This is a genomic window from Anoxynatronum buryatiense, assembly GCF_900182905.1.
Classification (GTDB): Bacteria; Bacillota; Clostridia; order Peptostreptococcales; family Tindalliaceae; genus Anoxynatronum; species Anoxynatronum buryatiense.
The window spans coordinates 249034-266896 of the sequence record NZ_FXUF01000003.1; the positions used below are offsets into that span (position 1 = coordinate 249034).

The 17863-nt window shown below is 43.7% G+C and carries 17 protein-coding genes; 1 reads left to right on the plus strand and 16 read right to left on the minus strand.

From position 1 onward, the window contains the following. Positions 1-12: 12 nt before the first annotated feature. The 13 genes from QOL74_RS05915 to QOL74_RS05975 form a co-directional block, all read right to left on the minus strand. On the minus strand, positions 13-393 hold the full coding sequence (locus QOL74_RS05915; RefSeq protein ID WP_430383857.1) for an Asp23/Gls24 family envelope stress response protein: 381 nt from the start codon (positions 391-393) through the stop codon (positions 13-15). 74 nt (positions 394-467) lie between these two features. Further along, positions 468-953: a CD1247 N-terminal domain-containing protein gene (locus tag QOL74_RS05920; protein WP_283408520.1), complete on the minus strand. Its 486-nt coding sequence runs from the start codon at positions 951-953 to the stop codon at positions 468-470. Positions 954-1066: 113 nt separating this feature from the next. Continuing rightward, the gene (gene efp / locus QOL74_RS05925; RefSeq protein WP_283408521.1) at positions 1067-1624 is read right to left on the minus strand and encodes an elongation factor P; all 558 of its coding nucleotides are present in this window, start codon (positions 1622-1624) and stop codon (positions 1067-1069) included. A 43-nt stretch (positions 1625-1667) separates the two neighbouring features. Next, positions 1668-2735, minus strand: a complete 1068-nt coding sequence (locus tag QOL74_RS05930) for a M24 family metallopeptidase (RefSeq protein ID WP_283408522.1) — start codon at positions 2733-2735, stop codon at positions 1668-1670. Positions 2736-3012: 277 nt separating this feature from the next. After that, positions 3013-4437, minus strand: coding sequence for an aldehyde dehydrogenase family protein (locus tag QOL74_RS05935; RefSeq protein WP_283408523.1), 1425 nt, complete (start codon positions 4435-4437; stop codon positions 3013-3015). A gap of 141 nt (positions 4438-4578) precedes the next feature. Then, positions 4579-5658, minus strand: a complete 1080-nt coding sequence (locus tag QOL74_RS05940; protein WP_283408524.1) for a TRAP transporter substrate-binding protein — start codon at positions 5656-5658, stop codon at positions 4579-4581. 110 nt (positions 5659-5768) lie between these two features. Next, the gene (locus QOL74_RS05945) at positions 5769-7052 is read right to left on the minus strand and encodes a TRAP transporter large permease (RefSeq protein WP_346771721.1); all 1284 of its coding nucleotides are present in this window, start codon (positions 7050-7052) and stop codon (positions 5769-5771) included. Then, positions 7052-7630, minus strand: coding sequence for a TRAP transporter small permease (locus QOL74_RS05950; protein WP_283408525.1), 579 nt, complete (start codon positions 7628-7630; stop codon positions 7052-7054). The genes QOL74_RS05945 and QOL74_RS05950 overlap by 1 nt, the downstream gene beginning before the upstream one ends. 48 nt (positions 7631-7678) lie before the next feature. After that, positions 7679-8557 (minus strand): shikimate dehydrogenase, encoded by an 879-nt coding sequence (gene aroE / locus QOL74_RS05955; protein ID WP_283408526.1) that lies wholly within the window; start codon positions 8555-8557, stop codon positions 7679-7681. A 74-nt stretch (positions 8558-8631) separates the two neighbouring features. After that, on the minus strand, positions 8632-9441 hold the full coding sequence (locus QOL74_RS05960; protein ID WP_283408527.1) for a sugar phosphate isomerase/epimerase family protein: 810 nt from the start codon (positions 9439-9441) through the stop codon (positions 8632-8634). A gap of 29 nt (positions 9442-9470) precedes the next feature. Continuing rightward, positions 9471-11288: a thiamine pyrophosphate-binding protein gene (locus QOL74_RS05965; RefSeq protein WP_283408528.1), complete on the minus strand. Its 1818-nt coding sequence runs from the start codon at positions 11286-11288 to the stop codon at positions 9471-9473. A gap of 16 nt (positions 11289-11304) precedes the next feature. Further along, the gene (locus QOL74_RS05970; RefSeq protein WP_283408529.1) at positions 11305-12777 is read right to left on the minus strand and encodes an aldehyde dehydrogenase family protein; all 1473 of its coding nucleotides are present in this window, start codon (positions 12775-12777) and stop codon (positions 11305-11307) included. A gap of 79 nt (positions 12778-12856) precedes the next feature. Next, entirely contained in the window at positions 12857-13786 is a 930-nt protein-coding gene (locus QOL74_RS05975) for a hydroxymethylglutaryl-CoA lyase (protein WP_346771728.1), read from the minus strand. A gap of 260 nt (positions 13787-14046) precedes the next feature. Here QOL74_RS05975 and QOL74_RS05980 point away from each other — a divergent pair, with 260 nt between their 5' ends. Beyond that, complete coding sequence (locus QOL74_RS05980; RefSeq protein ID WP_283408530.1) at positions 14047-14958, plus strand: LysR family transcriptional regulator; 912 nt, start codon at positions 14047-14049, stop codon at positions 14956-14958. Between the two features lie 89 nt (positions 14959-15047). On the opposite strand, the gene QOL74_RS05985 is transcribed toward QOL74_RS05980, so the two are convergent. The 3 genes from QOL74_RS05985 to QOL74_RS05995 are packed head-to-tail and all read right to left on the minus strand — an operon-like array spanning position 15048 to position 17560. After that, positions 15048-15914 (minus strand): shikimate dehydrogenase, encoded by an 867-nt coding sequence (locus QOL74_RS05985; RefSeq protein WP_283408531.1) that lies wholly within the window; start codon positions 15912-15914, stop codon positions 15048-15050. A gap of 13 nt (positions 15915-15927) precedes the next feature. Continuing rightward, positions 15928-16707 carry a type I 3-dehydroquinate dehydratase gene (aroD, locus tag QOL74_RS05990; RefSeq protein ID WP_283408532.1) on the minus strand — a complete coding sequence of 260 codons (780 nt, stop codon included), beginning with the start codon at positions 16705-16707 and terminating at the stop codon, positions 15928-15930. Between the two features lie 31 nt (positions 16708-16738). Next, positions 16739-17560, minus strand: a complete 822-nt coding sequence (locus tag QOL74_RS05995; protein WP_283408533.1) for a shikimate kinase — start codon at positions 17558-17560, stop codon at positions 16739-16741. Between the last annotated feature and the right edge of the window lie 303 nt (positions 17561-17863).

Sequence of the window (17863 nt, forward strand, 5' to 3'; positions counted from 1 at the left end):
TCCACTCACAGGTTAAGACGATTCACGGGCAGTATCAATGCTTTCTTCGGGAAACCGCACTGCCTGCACATGAATGTCTACAGCACCTACTTTCAGCGCTGTCATGGTTTCAACCATAGTTTTGACTTTATCCTGAATTTCCCAGGCTATATCAGGGATGGCAATGCCGTATTCCAGTACCAAATTTAAATGAAGATAGACCACCTGATTTTTCACTTCGACTTTAACACCTTTAGAAAGGTTTTTTTTGCCCAAAACATCGGCAATACCGCCGGTAAGGCCGCCGCTCATACCAGCAACGCCCTTCACATCAGTGGCACTTAAACTGGCAATTGTGGCAATCACATCTTCAGCAATGTGAATTTCTCCACTGCGATGCTCTTCCATAACCATTTAGCATCCTCCTTAACAAAGAAAATCCCATGAGTGATCAAAGGATTTTCTTTCGCCAACACATGTTTTCAGCACTATTCCTGTTGATGATCCTCTGCGACAACTTCTTCTTCTTCGTCATCATGGCAATCGCCACCGCAGCAGCAACCCTCTTCACAGAAGTCATCATCAGCAAATTCGATGAGCTCATGGCATTGTGGGCACAGTATTTCTGCATCCTCATCATACAAAATATCCTCATCAAGATAGATGGCTTCACCACACTTTGGACACTCGATTTCCATGAAGTCAATTTCTTCATCTTCATAATCATCATCATCATCATTTTCGTCAAAGTCGTCAGAAATAAGTGATTCAGCTTCTGCCAAATCATCATCCAGCGCTTCAACATAATCAGCAAGATCTTCCTGTTCTTCCTGTAATTCTTCCATCGATGCAACGATTTCTTCCAGGGTGTCCAAAATCCCCAGCAGCAGTTTTCCTTCTTTTGATGACTCTTTAATGTTTAAGCCTTCTGCCAGTCCTTTGAGGTAAGCCACATTTTCAAAAAGATGGTTCATATTACGCCTCCTTGTCTAAACACCCTTGTTTGTAAATAACATTTGTTGACACATTTTAAAGAGAATGTATCCAGTCTACACTGCTTTTTAAAAAACATATCGTCAAAACGACTTTATACCCGGGACATATATTCACCGGATCGGGTATCAATACGAATCACATCACCTTCGTTAACAAAAAGGGGCACCTGAACGATAGCGCCTGTTTCCACAGTGGCAGCTTTGGTCACATTGGAAGCCGTATCTCCTTTAATGCCGGGTTCACATTCAGTTACCTGAAGTTCCACAAAATTGGGAGCATCCAACTGAAACGCACTGCCCTGATAAAATTTAACAGTGGCACTATCATTTTCTTTTAGATAAATAATCGAATCTTCCACAATTTCTTTTGTCAAAGGAACCTGTTCATAGGTCTCGTTATCCATGAAGAAATACAATTCACCATCACTATAAAGATACTGCATTTCCTTTGTTTCAATAATTGCCAATTCAAACTTGTCGTTGGGGTTAAAGGCTTCTTCGCGAATAGCACCAGTTTTAAGGTTTTTGTATTTAGTACGAACAAAAGCCGCACCTTTGCCTGGTTTTACGTGTTGAAAGTCAACCACAACACATGGTTCGCCTTCCTTTTGAAAAGTTTTCCCCTTTCGAAAATCACTTGCATAAATCATAGTTCATCCTCCGCATCTCGTTAGAATAGACTGACTCCGGGTTCTACACAGGAACTTCCACCAACTCTTTATTGGAATGAGATAATACCTCATATCCATCAGCCGTTACTAAAACTAAATCTTCAATGCGGACACCACCCTCATCGGGGATATAGATGCCCGGTTCAATGGTGATCACCATGCCAGGTTCCAAGGGAACCTTGCCCAGATGATTCACATGAGGCAGTTCATGAATTTCGAGACCAACCCCATGCCCCAACCCGTGGCCAAAATAATCACCAAAACCTGCTTCAGTAATGATCTGTCGCGCAATTTCATCCAGTTCAATACCTGTGATCCCGGGCCGTACTGCCTTCAGCGCGGCTTTTTGTGCGTTAAGAACGGTTTGGTATATTTCTTTCTGGCGATCAGTTGCTTTTCCCACTACGACGGTTCGTGTCATATCAGAGCAGTATCCGTCAACCAGATTACCATAATCAAATGTAAGAAAATCGCCAACCTCAATCAGTTTATCAGAAGCAATGCCATGAGGCAAGGCTGACCGCAGCCCCGATGCAACTATAAATTGAAAGCTGACACCATCGGCACCATTTTGACGCATATAAAATTCAAGCTCCAACGCCAATGCATTCTCAGAAATGCCCGGTTGTATTTTATTAAGAATCATTTCCCAGCCTTTATCTGCAATGGCTGCAGCTCGGCGAATAATTTCTGCCTCACCAGGTTCTTTGACAGAACGAAAAATCGTCATTTGGTTATTCATAGGAACCAACTCTATGCCAGGAACTCCCTTTTCGTATTCACAGGCAAGTGAGTAACTGATGAATTCTTCTTCGATCCCTACCCGTTTAAATCCTAGTTCCCGCAGATGCTTAATGGCCGATTCGTGCTTATCGATCTGTAAATATGTAAAATCAGGGCTCTGTTCCGACACCTGACTTTTATACCTGAAATCGGTTATCAGGTATTGATGATCGGGTGTAACCACTACGGTGCCTGCCGATCCGGTGAATCCGGCGGCGTATTTTCGGTTGGCTGGTTTTGACAACAACACAGCATCCAGTTTTTCAGCGGCTATCCAGTTGCGAATGGCAGTTAATCGAGCATTCATGTGATTCCTCCAGATTATATGATAGTAGTGCCCTAAATCCCTTGAATCCTTTGTGTGTTCAGCTTGATAACGATACAAGTATATCATATTAACCAATTATTGAACAGGTTTCAGTGTTTTGGAAATATCTCTCATGTCATCCGTGCTGGAAGAAGCAAACAATTATAGCAGTTTCATTTAAAGCTGATTTTTTCAAAAAAAATGCGAGACATGGCTTAAATCATAAAGATCTAATTGCCAGTCTCGCTAAACAAAGGGGGGTGTCCATAAAATGAGGCTACTTTTCCAACTCCGGGTCAAAGAATTTACCAAAAAGTTCCTCGTCAGAGGGTCTATCTTCCTGAATCGGGCGTGATACCCATGTGGTGTTCATGTAATGCTTCAAATTAACATTTTCTGAAATAATATTCCCGCCCCAGGATCCACAACCTAAACTGGAAGTCATGGGCATCCCATTATTGAAGGCGCCGGCATTAGCTTTTGATTGGGGTTGTCTCACCATGATTCTGCTGACGGGAGCAATCATAGCTAACTGATGAATGTGAGCATCATCAAAGGAATAAATACCACAAGAATGGCCTTTACCCTTGACCTCATAAATAGCACGCATCATTTCCAGTGCCTGATCAAAACCGGTGTATCGATATACTGCCAACAAAGTTGTCAGTTTTTCGCTGGAGAAGAAATGCTCTTTTCCAATTTCATCTCCAATAACTATAATAAACTTGCGGTCATCGGAAATTGTAAATCCGGCTTTTTTAGCCAGATCAGGTGCTGCCTGTGCAACTGTATCTGGTAAGCGGTGACCTTCCTCGTCCCACATAGCTTTTTTTAGAAGAGCTTTTTCTTCTTCACTGGCCAAATAGCCACCTTCCAGCTGCAATTGATCCAACATTTTTTCATAGATGCTTTCTTCGATAATCAAGTTTCCATCTGCGGAGCATCCTGAACCAAAGTCTGAAGTTTTACTCATTCGAGTGTTCATGGCCGCTTCTTGAATGTCAGCAGTTTCGTCAATAATCATGGTAGAGTTTCCGGAACCAACACCATAAGCAGGCGTTCCTGAGCTATAGGCAGATTTAACCATGTCAGGCCCACCTGTGGCCAGTACTAAATCTACTTCGGCCATCAGTGCCTTGGTCATGGGGATATTCACATTTTGAAGACATTGCAACAAGTCTGCTGGCGCACCTTCTCGTTCGAGAGCTTCTCGCATATATCGAACTGTTTCAAAAGTGGTTTTTCTCGAACGTGGATGAGGTGAATAAATAATTGCATTTCGGGCTTTAATGCCATATATGGCAGTTCCAGAAGGAGTTAATTCCGGGTTCGTTGTTGGAACGATTGAACCAATAATACCGATGGGTTTTGCATATTTGACAATTCCTTTTTCGGGTATTTCTTCAATGATGCCAACACTTTTCTGACGCAAAGCATCCCTCAAAATCCCTTTAATTTTAAAACGCTTATTAACGCGTCCCACTGGGTCTCCCAACCGACTTTCTTCAACGCCCATGAGAGATAGTTTTTCAAAAGTTTGTTTATTGGCAACTGACCAGGCTATTGCTTGTATCAAGTGATCGATCTCTCTTTGGCCATAGTGTTCGATTATCTTTTGAGCTTCGCGGGCCTTAAACAGTGCTGTGTCCAGCTCCTGTCGTTGTTCCAATGTTAGCTGCTTATCCTGTTGCAATTTGTGCATGTATCACTTCTTCCTTCCTGTTTTTGTTCTGAAAGTGTATATAAAAAGAACGGTGCATTATATAAGCCAGGGTTTTGTTGAAATGCAGCCAGAAACCAATCTGGCTGCATTTGCATCAATGCTTCTGTGTTGTAAAATCAGTTATTGGGCATTTTCCAGTGCATTTAAGAGCGCATCTACATATTCTTGTCCGATGGCAGTTCCGATGGAATCATATACTCCCTGTGCTTTTACAAGAACTTCATCAACGAAGCTTTCGTCAAACTCAATGAGCTCCATGCCACCATCAATTAAAATTTGTTTGTTATTTTCATCAACTTCTGCAAGTCCGGCTTCAATTTCAGCTGCAGCTTCCTTAACTGCCTGCATCAGCGCTTCCTGGTAGAGCGGGTCGAGGCTGTCAAACTTACTTGCATTAATTAGAAATTGGTTGCAGTACAAAATATGGTGAGTCATGATCAGATAATCCTGAACTTCCTGAAAATTAGCGCCAACATTGGTATCTGTTGCATTTTCCTGAGCATCCACAAGTCCTTGCTGAAGAGATACGTATACTTCAGGCCAGGGAAGTGGTGTTGGTGATGCACCCAGTGATTGCCAGAATGCCATATGGTTTTGGTTTTCCATTGTTCTGATTCTCAACCCATTAAAGTCGTCAATAGAACGAATCGCTTTGTTTGATGTGGTTTCGCGGAAAGTCCCACCTTGAAGATAGTGCAAGATATACATATTCTTATCTGCATAAGCCTGGTTAATCAGATCATAAAACGGACTTGCATTCAGAGCATAATCGATCTCTTCAGCGCTGTATTTTGCAAATACCATGGGCAGGTCGAAGATGGCGACCTCAGGAACGAATGACACTGTTTGTGCTGTTTGCGCAATGACAAAGTCAATGTCACCGGCAAGCATTTGTCCCTGGAGTTCCTGGTCATTCCCCAGCTGGCTGTTGGGGAAATAATCGATTGTCAGTTGCCCGCCAGTAATGGCTGCCACTTTTTCGGTCACAAGTTCACCGTAAAGTTGGGCGATTGCACCTACTCCTGAGTTGTCTGCACCAATGAGTACTACCGGATCTAACGCATCAAAGCCTGAAGCAGCTGCAGGTTGATCTGCAGGTTGGTCTGATGGTTCTGCAGGCTGAGCCGGTGCTGGTGCTGGTGATCCGCATGCTGCCATTAGCATTGAAGCGACTAGTAAAAGTACAAGCAGTTTTTTCATTTTATATCCTCCCTTGTCTTATCTTCATTTGAAACCAACGCCTTTACTGGAGTTGCAGATTAATCCATCGCATCACTCCTTTGACTGATGGTATTGACATCGAATTTTTCTTACAGAAACACGAGACTGAACCAAGGTATATAAGTAATGAGAAATAACGCTATCGCAAATGCCAGAATAAATGGTATAGCCGTTTTGGCAACATTCATGGGTGCGGTATCAGCCAATGTTCCGGCAACAAAAAGATCAAGTCCAAATGGTGGTGTTGCCAGTCCAATTGAAAGACAACAAACCATGATGACGCCAAAATGAACAGGATGAACTCCCATCGCCTGTACTGCTGGGAGAAGAATGGGTGATAAAATAACAATGGCCGGCCCGGTGTCCATGACCATACCCAGGATCAGAAAAACCACCACAATGCCTGTAAGAACTGTAAAACTGGATGTGAAGTTGCTTAATATGAAGTTTTCAATTAAGGCAGGTGCTTTGGCCAGTGCCAGTACACGTCCGAAAGCGATGGCAAAAGCAAGCACAAAGCAAAGGGGTGCATAGGTTTTGACTGCTTTTCCCAGGAATGGAACAATGCTTTTTACCGTAAAAGACTTGTAGATCACCAGCGATACAAAAAGAGAATAAAAAACAGAGATAACGGCTGCTTCAGTCGGGGTGACAATCCCTGAATAGATTCCCCCCAAAACAATGATGGGAGACATTAAAGCCCAAAAACTCTCCTTGAGCAGGCTGAGAAACCCTTTAGCCCGTAATTCGCTCATCTTAATGTTGATCTTCTCTTTATCTTCTCCGTTTCTAATGCAGTAAATCACCGCGTAAACCATCATTGCAAGTCCAATGAGAATTCCAGGCAAAATTCCTCCCAAGAAAAGTGCACCAGTGGAGACTCCTGTAGCAAGAGAATAGAGAACGAATGGAATGGATGGCGGAATAATAACCCCAAGCCCGCCTGCCGTTGCAATCATCCCTGCTGACCAAGTTTTGCTATACCCCATTTCAACTAGAAATGGGATGGTCATGGAGCCTACTGCAGCGGTGGTTGCAGGGCCAGATCCAGAAATAGCACCATAAAAGAGGCAGGTCAGAATGACTGCACATGGTAACCCGCCAGGCAGGTTTCCAACAAAATAAGCGAAAAAATTGAATAATCTCCGGGAGATACCACCCTCGGCCATTAAAACACCGCCAAGGATAAATAAAGGAACTGCCAGTATGGGTGTTGTGTCTGACCCTGAAAAGCTGTTGGCAATCAGTTGTTGAATAGAGCTTCCTGTTCCTCCCAGTATGAGAGGCGTCAGCGCACCCAATACCATACTCATAGTAATGGGAATGGCAAAAATTAAACTAACCATAAACACCAAAAAGATCCAGAATGCCACTATACGTCACCTCCTGTTAAATTGGTCGCATCAGAAAGTGTTGTACCGGTGGATGCAACTTCCTGCTGTGCCTCTTTAAGTGTAGCCTCAACTGTTGTTTCTATTTTTTGATTGAAGTTTTTAAAGTTGTTGATAATTTCTTGAATCATGCGAACGACTGCAAGGGCGAATCCAATGTTGGTGGATAGATACATCATCCACATGGGAATCCGCATTGCCGGCGAGAGCTGTCCAGTTGTTTTGATGATGCCAGTATACGTGATTGAGTATCTAAATAAGATAGCAAACAAAACCAGTACCATCAAGTTTGTAAGAATCTCAATGGACTTTCGCAGCTTTTGGGGGAGCATGTCCATCACAACTGTAACTCGTAACATATTTCCTTTCTTAATGGTATAGCCGAGGGAAAGAAATACTGTCCAAATATAACAGTATCGTGCAAATTCTTCTGGCCAGGGCATGGAACGCACAAAGGTTCTTGCCAGAATCTGAGCCATCATCACGGTGGAAATAGTCGCCAACAGGATAATTAAGATTGACTCTTCAAAGTGATCGTCCAACCATTTGATAACTTTCATAACATCGACTCCTTTCAACTATGGAAGTATAACCTTTGATCTATTATGTCATACGTCGCCTCGATGTGAAAGGATCGTAAAAAGTTCTTCGCGCATGACTTCAATAGGGGCCTTCTGGCCGCTCCACAGTTCAATTTGTTCGGCTCCCTGATAAAGAGACATTCCAAGACCATTCATCACCTGACAGCCTACCTGCTCGGCTTCGAGCAGAAATCTGGTTTTGGACGGGTTGTAAGTAGCATCGAAGCAAAGCTGACCAGGATTAAGAAAATCCTTTGGTACAGGTGTTTTATCCGCACTTGCAGCCATTCCAAGACCCGTGTTATTCATCACCACGTCCGAAAGTGTAACTTTTGTCTTTAACGCATTTGCTTCTTCAGGGTTAACCATTTCTGCCACCGGTGCAAACCGCTCATTGATGTCCTTTGTCAATTCTTGAGCAGCAGCGATGTTTAAATCGTAGATATATATCTTTTTGGCCCCATGATATGCCAAGACGCTACAAATAGCTCGGCCCGCACCACCGGCTCCAAGACAGATAAATGTTGAATCGGGAAGACTGATCTGAGGTGCTTCTTCCATCAGAGACCTTAAAAAACCGGTTCCGTCTGTATTGTAAGCAATCAAACGCCCCTCTTTTAGAACAACCGTGTTGCTGGCATTCATCTTTTCACATAGGGGATCCATTTCATCGACGTATTTCATCACTTCCACCTTGTTTGGCTTGGTAACTGCAAACCCGGCAAAATTCATGTGACGAATGCCGTTAATGACATCCTCCAGATGATCATTTTCCACCTCTGCGTAAAAATAGAGCATATTAAGTCCGGTGGCTCGATAAGCTGCATTTTGCATACGCGCTGCATATGACTGAGATAATGGTTTACCAAGTAGTGCTATCATTTTTGTATGGATATTAACCGGCACGTTTAATCAACTCTCTTTCCATCTATTTACCTCTTACCGTCATACAGTGTTACAGTCATCATGACACCACCCAATTAATATGCCAGCAATTTTTTCGCTTTTTCAAGGCATTGGAGTGCATGTCCCAAAGTGCCACGCATCTGAATTTCTTTAGAATTTGGCAGTTCTATGGAAATTGGCTTTTGAGGCATTGCCTGAAGCATTCCCTTTAAATCAATTTCACCGTCACCTGGGTACAATCGCCCTTCTCTTGCGACTCCAATCATTTCAGGATCATCCAGGGAGGGGATGTAACCTGGGCCGTCACACAAATGAATAAATCCATAAAGAGAGTTATCTACTTCTGCCAGGTCTTTCGCTGCAACCTTTGATCGGTGAGCATGCAGGGTGTCCACCATAAGAGCGGCATTGGGACGATTGACTGCCTTCAGTATTTCCAGCGCTTCTGATAATCCCGGAACGCCCGAAAAAGTCACAAACTCAAGATTAACACGCAGGTTGTACGTGGCAGCTAAATCGCATATTTTTGCAAACTGTTCGATTGCAAATTCTTTGTTACTTGTCCAAACGCTGGAAAGAACATCTGTGGCACCCAGTTCTGCACCCGCAGAAAAAGCTGACTCATAGTCTTCCACTTTCAAGTCTTCCCTTACACGGGCCAGCTCAATGTCCATGAGTTGAATACCAGTATCTGATAACGTTTTCTTTATCAGTTTAAATAAGCCGGAATCTTTGTCAAACTGAAACAGCGGTTCGTTGGGCAGATGCATGGGGATGGGGCGAAGGCCGACACAATCGTAGCCGGCTTTCGCTGCAATCCTAATCTGCTCAATGGGATCTGTTCCAGGAATCGTCAAATAGGCAAGCGAAAACTTTCTTGACATCAATGACTCTCCTTTCGGACTCAGAGCCCTTATTTATGAGAGGTAGAGTGGCTGGGAACCACATATTCACCCTGTTCATTTTTGACAACCTTACCGTTACTGATATTTTGTTTTGGCGTATAGATATCATTGATATTCCAGCAACCTGGTGTGGGTACAGGAATGTTTTCCATGGGAACATCCAACAGGAACGGTTTATTGCTGGATAACGCTTGCTCAAGTGCCGGTTTGAACTCTTCGGCAGATTCAATTTTAAGGGCTTCCACACCGTAGGCTTTTGCAACAGCTGCCCAGTTTGGAGAATATGGTTCCCCATCAGGAGTGGTGAAAACAGTACCGAACTTTGTTTTGTAATTGGCATACTCAAGACCGGCAATGGTTCCGAAAGCTGCATTGTTCATCACAATCCAGATGACGGGTATGTTTTGTTCAACTGCTGTCGCCAACGTGCTGGGGTTTATACCAAAGCCACCGTCACCCACTAAAGTGATCACAGCCTTTTCCGGTGCTGCCAGTTTGCCACCAATCAGTGCAGAGGCTCCAAAACCCATGGTCGCCAGACCTGAACTATGGTGAATGGATCCGGCCAATGTAATATCAAACTGCTGAGCGACGCCATTTTTGTTCCATCCCACATCAGTAAAAATTAAACTGTCTTCAGGAATGGATTCCTTGACATCTTTCAGAATGCGCTGAGGAGTCATGGGGAATCGATTGTCTTCAGAGATGGCCACATTATCCTGTTTGAAAGATTCGCGCTTTTCTTTGATCATCTGACGAAGCTCAGGCTTACTAATCCCTTCGGGCTTCAGTTTTTTCGCTTCGTCCAAAATCTGTGCCAGTGCCTCTTTAAGATCAGCGACGGCACCGATACTCACCGGATAGTTGCGGCCTATTTCAGCCGGATCAATATCAATTTGTAAAAACTCAGTTTTGTTCATGTCAAAAGTGACGCCGGGGTACCAACTGGAGCTGTCAGCTTCAGCAAAACGGGTTCCAAGTCCCAACAACACATCGGCATTAGCGGTAAACTGATGAGTGAATTCCAAGCCCCAGAAACCTGTTTGACCAAGCATCAGTGGATGTTTGTCTGAAAGGCATCCTTGCCCCATCAGTGTTCTTGATACAGGAATATCGAGAAATTCAACTAGTTCAGCAAGTTCCTGAGAAGCGTCTGCCAATAAAACACCGCCACCTGCATGTATAACAGGGTTTTTCGCTTCAATCAGCTTTCTGGCAATTGATTTGGCTGCTGAAGGCGCTAATGCAGGTTTAATGGTTTCATGACTGTCACGATAAGTGCGCGCAAAAAGGTCTTCTTCTATTTCCACAGAGAAAACGTCCATGGGAACAGAGATCAGCACTGGTCCGGGTCTGCCGCTTTCAGCCAGTCGAAAAGCTTTATCCAATATTTCAGGCATTGCTTCAGCGTCATCCACACGCCAGGCTCGCTTGACGATAGGCCTTAGCATTTCATATTGCGAACCATCGGCATGCATGTTGACTTCCTGGTGAGGATGCTTTCCATAGTAATAGCGTGGTACATCTCCAGCAATTACCACCATGGGAATCGAATCAAATGATGCATTGGCTACTCCGGTGATCACGTTGGTTAAGCCAGGCCCCAGATGACACATGACCACGCCCGCTTTCTTTTTAATACGGGCATATCCATCTGCAGCCATGGCAGCTAACTGTTCATTTCGAAATGAAATGTACTGAAGTTTTTCTGATTTTGATAAAGCATCAAGAAATCCAATCACAGTATGACCACAAAGGCCAAAAATATACTCGACGCCACGGCGTTCAAGGTAATCCACCATTTGTACAGAAATTAATTTTTTCAACAGTCTGCCTCCTTCTTTACGCCCGACCTTCTCTTTCGGGCTGGTAAAACTCCCCAAACAATGTTTCGTCACTGGGCTTATCTTCAGGGATTTCTGTCGATACCCAGGTGACATTCATGTAATGATGCAAATGAACATTTTCCGAGGTGGCGTTTCCACCCCAAGTTCCACAGCCAATGCTAGATGTCATAGGCATTCCGTTTGTGAAGGCGCCGGCGTTGGCTTTTGACTGAGGCTGGCGTACCATGATTCTGCCAACATGAGCTTCAAGGGCAAGTCTGTGAATATGATTTTCATCAAAAGAGAAAATGCCAACACTGTGACCGACACCGCCAACTTCATGGATCGCCATGATAATGTCGATGGCATTTTGAAACTCACCTTCATACTGATGAACCGCCAGAAGAGTTGTGAGTTTTTCCCGGCACCAAACATCATCATAACTTTCTGTATAGGACCCGGTACCTGTGGCAATCAGGAATTTACGATCTTCTGGAATTGAAAATCCTGCCAATTCGGTCATTCGCTGAGGTGACAGTGCAACTGAGTTGGACAATCGGTGACAAGCTTCATCCCACATAACTTGTTTAACCGCATCTTGTTCCTGTTTGTTCAACAGGTAACCGCCAACTTCAACCAGTGCTCTCACACCCTCTGCATAAATGCTGTCATGAATGACTATGTTACCATCGGCAGAGCAGCCAGACCCGAAATCAGACGTCTTTGAAAGCATCGTGTTGTGTGCTGCCTGGTATAGATCATTCTTGGCGGTTTCATCCCAGATCATTGTGGCATTTCCTGCACCAACACCATAGGCCGGTGTACCTGAGTGATAGGCTCTGCGCACCACACCTTGACCTCCGGTAGCGATGACCAAATCACATTTTGCATTCAAAGCTTCAGAAAAGTCCTTGTTGATTTTGGCCTTTCCCTGCCCTAAAATTTGAATTAAGTCTTCTGGGGCACCTACCTGGCGAAGGCCTTCCCTCATTAATTCAATGGTCCTGCCCCCGGTTTTTGCCGCACGTGGATGGGGAGAAAAAATGATGGCATTCCGGGCTTTCAGCGCATAAATGGCATTGCCCGCAGGTGTCAAGTCAGGATTTGTTGCCGGGACAACACAGGCAATAACCCCAACCGGCTTCGCGTACTTCACAATCCCTTTTTCTGGAATCTCATCAATGATACCTACGCTTTTCTGACGCAATGCGTCTCTGAGAACGCCTCTGATTTTAAATTTTTTGTTTTCACGGCTTACCGGGTCTCCAAACTGGCTTTCTTCGATACCCATTTTGACAAGCTCTTTAAATGTCTGAGTGTTGGCCACTTTCCAAGCGATTGCCTGGATCGTTCGGTCGATGTCTTCCTGACTCCATTTTTCAAAAATCTTTTGCGCGGCATCTGCCTTTGCAAATTTTTCTTCGATCTCTGCAATTTGATCACTTGACAACTTTGCATATACTTCTTCCATCGAATTCATTCTACTCATTCATATTCCTCCCTACATTTTCATAGAACAATGTTCAGCTTTCAGGAAACGTTTTCCATTAATAATGAAGAACTCGTGCTTACTTAATCAAATCCTTGGAGCGGCCGGCTTTCAACACATAAGAATCAGTTTCGTGACCAACCCAATCCTGAAGTTTTTTTGCTGAACTGATGATCTGAACTAGATCGATACCAGTACTGATGTTCATTTCATCAAGCATGTGAATCACATCTTCAGAAGCTACATTGCCAGCCGCTCCCGGAACAAAGGGGCAACCACCGAGACCACCCAGAGAAGAATCAAAATGTGTGATACCCGCCTGCATGCCTGCCAGAATATTCGCCATGGCCATACCTCTGGTGTTGTGAAAATGAAGCCACCATTTTACATCTGAATAACGTTCCTGCAGGTGTTTGCACATTGTATAGACCTGATTGGGTACTGCCATTCCTGAAGCGTCTGATAGAGAAATTTCTCGCACCCCAACCTTCAGATAAGCATCAATAATGCTTTGGATTGCGTCCAGAGAGATGCTCCCTTCCCAGGGAGATCCAAATGGCATTGAGATGGATCCGGACACTTCGATACCACTTTTTTCTGCCAGTTCTACACTTTCTGCAAATCTGGCAATGCTTTCCTCTGGAGTCATGTTGATGTTCGCCAAGTTATGGCCAAGACTTGCAGATACATTCAGTTTAATTTTACGACACCCACAGTTAACGGCACGTTCGACGCCTTTTTTATTGGCAACCAATGCTCGCAACTCTACGTTTTTAACTTCACTGAAATGGAAAAAAAGTGCATCGGTATCAGCCATTTGCGGAACAGCTTTGGGGTTCATAAATGAACCCAACTCAATGACAGTCAATCCTGCAGCAATCATCTCTTTTGTCAGCGTTATTTTAGACTGAGTATTCAATATTGTTGCCTCGTTCTGTAAACCATCTCGAAGTCCAACTTCACAAAGCGTAATGGCTGTTGGAAGTTTCATCATCCTCACCTCTTTCATCACTATTCTGAATAATGAATGAATAATTTCTTGTAATTAAAGATTATAGTATTTTTACTTGAAAGTCTAATACTCATTTTGTATAATGATGATAGAATCTCTCTATAATTTATCAATAATGATCCCTCATCATGATTGCTTTTTTCAAGGAATGGCTTTGTTGCTGACGATATGAATCCATATATTAAATTGATGATTTTTTGTCAAAGATTTAATGAATGAAATGGCTGAAAAATGCCAGAAGCTCAGGAGGCGATTATATGACCTTGCACCAGTTACGATATTTCGTAGAAATGTGTAATACCTTACACTACACAAAAACGGCTGAACAACTCAATATTTCACAACCCAGTTTAAGTTATGCCCTTTCCGAACTCTCAAAAGAGCTCGGGGTTTCCTTATTTGGGAAAGATGGTAAAAAGGTTTTTTTGACAGAGTTCGGTGAAGCGTTTCTTCCTTATGCAGAGAGCGCACTACACATCCTTTCACAGGGTGAAGCACAGATTTCAAATATGAAAAATCCATCGGGTGGAATCATTAACCTGGGATATATTTACAGCGTGAGCTTTGATGCCATTCCCCATCTTGTGGATGAATTCTACGGTTCTCAGGGCAATCGAAATATTCATTTCAACTTACAGGTGGGCATGACCAACACCCTCATTGAAAAACTGCTGGACTGTACCATGGATGTTGTCATGGCACCACACCCGGAAGTCCTCAGTGAAGGGATCTCTTCGGTGCCTGTATTCAATCAGGAGTTGTATTTGGTGGTCTATAATGATCATCCATTGGCAACTCGTACATCTGTCACGATTGAAGATTTTAAAAATGAAAAATTTGTAATGATTCACAAAAATACAGACCTCTTTCTTCAAACTGAAGCGCTTTTCAAAAAACATGGAATAAGGCCGGAGATAGCATTTAAAGTCGACGAATGCAATTCAATGGCAGCTTTTGTGGGATCACAGCTGGGAATTGCCATCATGCCAAATATCCCATCCCTAGACAGCTACAAAGTAACAGCAATTCCATTTGAAGGAAGAAGCATGAACCGGTCAATTTGTCTTCTTTGGAACACTAAATGCCGTGCAAATCCTGTTGTCAGCAGCTTTATCAATTACTTCACATCTCATCATGAACGTATTCGTTTGAACGGCGATTCGCAATGACCATTATTTTGCAGCGGCTTCAGCAAAAACAGGCTGCCCGTCAATGGGGAGCCTGTTTTTGCTGAAGCTGTTATAAAAATAGCAAGACACTATGAGTTTGCTAGAATGCCTGATTTAACATCAGCTACGGGCATATGCGCACCTGTCCAGATTTCAAAGGCGAGGGCACCCTGTCCAACCACCATTCCGATTCCATTCACCGTCTGGCAACCGGCAGTTTCAGCGATTTCCAACAGCTTCGTTTTTGGCGGAGAGTAGATAATGTCAACTACTTTCAGTTTCGAATGCAGCCACGCAGCATCTTTAATTAGACTGACTTTTTCCAGATCACCCATACCAACGTTGGTTGTATTCACAAGTACATCTGCAGTCGATAGCGCTTCCTTCAAAACCGTTTCATCCAAACGATGCTGAGAAACTTGACAGGTCGGAATCTTTTCATTGATTAACCGACAAAGTGCCTCAGCAGGCGCTGCACTGCGATTAAAAATCATCAGTTCTCCAACATTCTCAAGTGCAAGCTGTATGGCGACGCTCTTACCTGCTCCTCCTGCACCAAGAATAATGATTTTTTTACCCGAAACGGGAATATTTTCTTCTGCCAGTGACATAATGAATCCCATTCCATCTGTGTTGTAACCGGTCAATTTCCCATTTTCATTTTTTACCGTATTCACAGCACCGATTATCGATGCTTCTGGTGACAGTTCATCAAGAAAAGGTATCACCTTTTCCTTGTGAGGCATGGTCACGTTGAATCCTGCCACATCAAGAGTCTTCATTGCCTGAATAGCTGCTTCCAGTTGATTTTGCTGAATGTCAAAAACCAGGTAAGTGTAGTTGAGGTTCAATGCCTGAAAGGCAGTATTGTGCATTTGTGGTGACTGACTGTGGCGTACCGGAGAACCCAGAAGTGCCACCAAACGTGTCTTGCCGGTTATTCTGTACTCTGTCATGTCAGCACTCCCCCTATTCATTGATTGCAGGCATATTCTGATGAATGAGTTGAATTACCTGCTGCAGTTCAGATGCGGCAATTTGGCCAGGTGCAGAAGCTGCTTTTGCAGCACCAAAAGTGAGATCTGAACCATATACTTCTCCTGCAAGACGGCTAATCATCCCCAGTCCTCCCATGGCCATTGTAATAAGCGGTCCGACGCCATGGTCTTCCTTCACACATCGGGTTGCCTCCATCAAAGCCAGCACATCCGCAGAACACCGGGGCATCACTGCCAACTTTGGGATGTCGCCTCCCAGCTCTGCAGCTTTTAGCATTTGCTGAACCATTTTTTCTGCTGAAGGAGTTTGATTAAAGTCATGGCTCGAAATAATAACATTTACCTGATTTTTGCGGGCGGTGGTAACCAGCTCACGAATCATGGATTCTTCCATCGCCAGCTCAACATCCACCAGGTCAACCAGGCGTGTCTGCATCACTGCTGAAAGCAGTTCCTGATAATAGGCAGCATCTATCTCACATTGACCGCCTTCAGCTTTATTACGAAAGGTGAAAATCAGGGGTTTTCCCATCAAGATACTGTTGATGCGTTTAAGTGCTTCTTTCACAGAATCAATGCTCATCACACCACTAAAATAATCCACTCGCCATTCAACTAAATCACAGGCAAGCTCATTGATTATTCCAGCTTCTTCTTCCAGCGAAGACAGCATACTGCCAACCATGGGAGCACATACTTTTGGTGGGCCCTCACCGATGGAAACATCTTTGACACGAATAATCCGATTCATGAGTGATCATCCTCTCTATCCTGACTCTCCATTAAAGATTAATGGCGTGACGGTGATGCACCTTTCGATTAATATCCAGCTGCATTAATTGTTCAACAATTTCATGACTCACCTGTTCCACATCTTTTTCATCGGTGTTCACGACAAGGTCGGCAGCATCTTCATATAATGGGAGTCGGCTTTCCAGCATCTGGCTGATTTTATCGACAGACATATTGTCTTTCAGGAGGGGGCGACTCTGATCGTCACAAATACGCCGGTAAATCTCCTGGGGGCTCGCTTTTAACCAGACAATCACGCCGGTTTCTTTTATGTTCTCGATGTTCTTCTCGTTCAACACGACACCACCGCCGCTGCAAAATATAATGACATTTTCTCTTTTTGAGAGTTCTTCCACCACATTACTCTCCAATTGGCGAAAAACTTGTTCTCCATAAAGCTGAAAGATTTCGCTCACCCGCATGTTCATGCGCTCCTCAATCACTCTGTCAACATCTATTTGCTCCATCGCCAACATATTTGAAAGCTCTACTCCCACAGTGGTTTTACCGCTTCCCATAAAGCCCACCAAGGTTATATGATAGGGAAATAAGCGCTTTGACTGGATTCTGCGACAGCTTTGAAGCACATGTTGATGAATAAAGCGTACTTCTTCCCGCAAATCTGGATTTGCCACATAATGACCGATTTGATTAATCACCTTTTCCTCCCGTTCTTTGTTGAAAATCGGCATTTTTTGCAGTTTCTTTTCCTCCATGATTTCCATGATGATCTCCAGCCGCTTTTCAAGAACAGCAGCCAGCTGGCGGTCACAGAGGTCTACCTTCTTGCGCAGGTCTTCCAGTCTGGTCATGTGTGATAACCCCTTTCATTCAAATTCAGAAATATTCTTTGGACTGTTAGGATGATTGCTACGTCAACCAAAAGATCAAAACAAAAAGAGGGATTTCGTTTGAAATCCCTCTTTTCTAACAATTCATATCATGCGGTTATTAGATCGGCAGCTGTCAGGTTAGAGCCGGCGATGCTTCATGCGAATGATAGATGAGGGATTTGTTCAATGTCAAATAGCCGGCGCTAAAGTAAAAATAGCCCCAGCTAAAAAAGAAATAATAAGCACGTTGTAAGTTAGACATTGAAGATCCCATCATTTGAA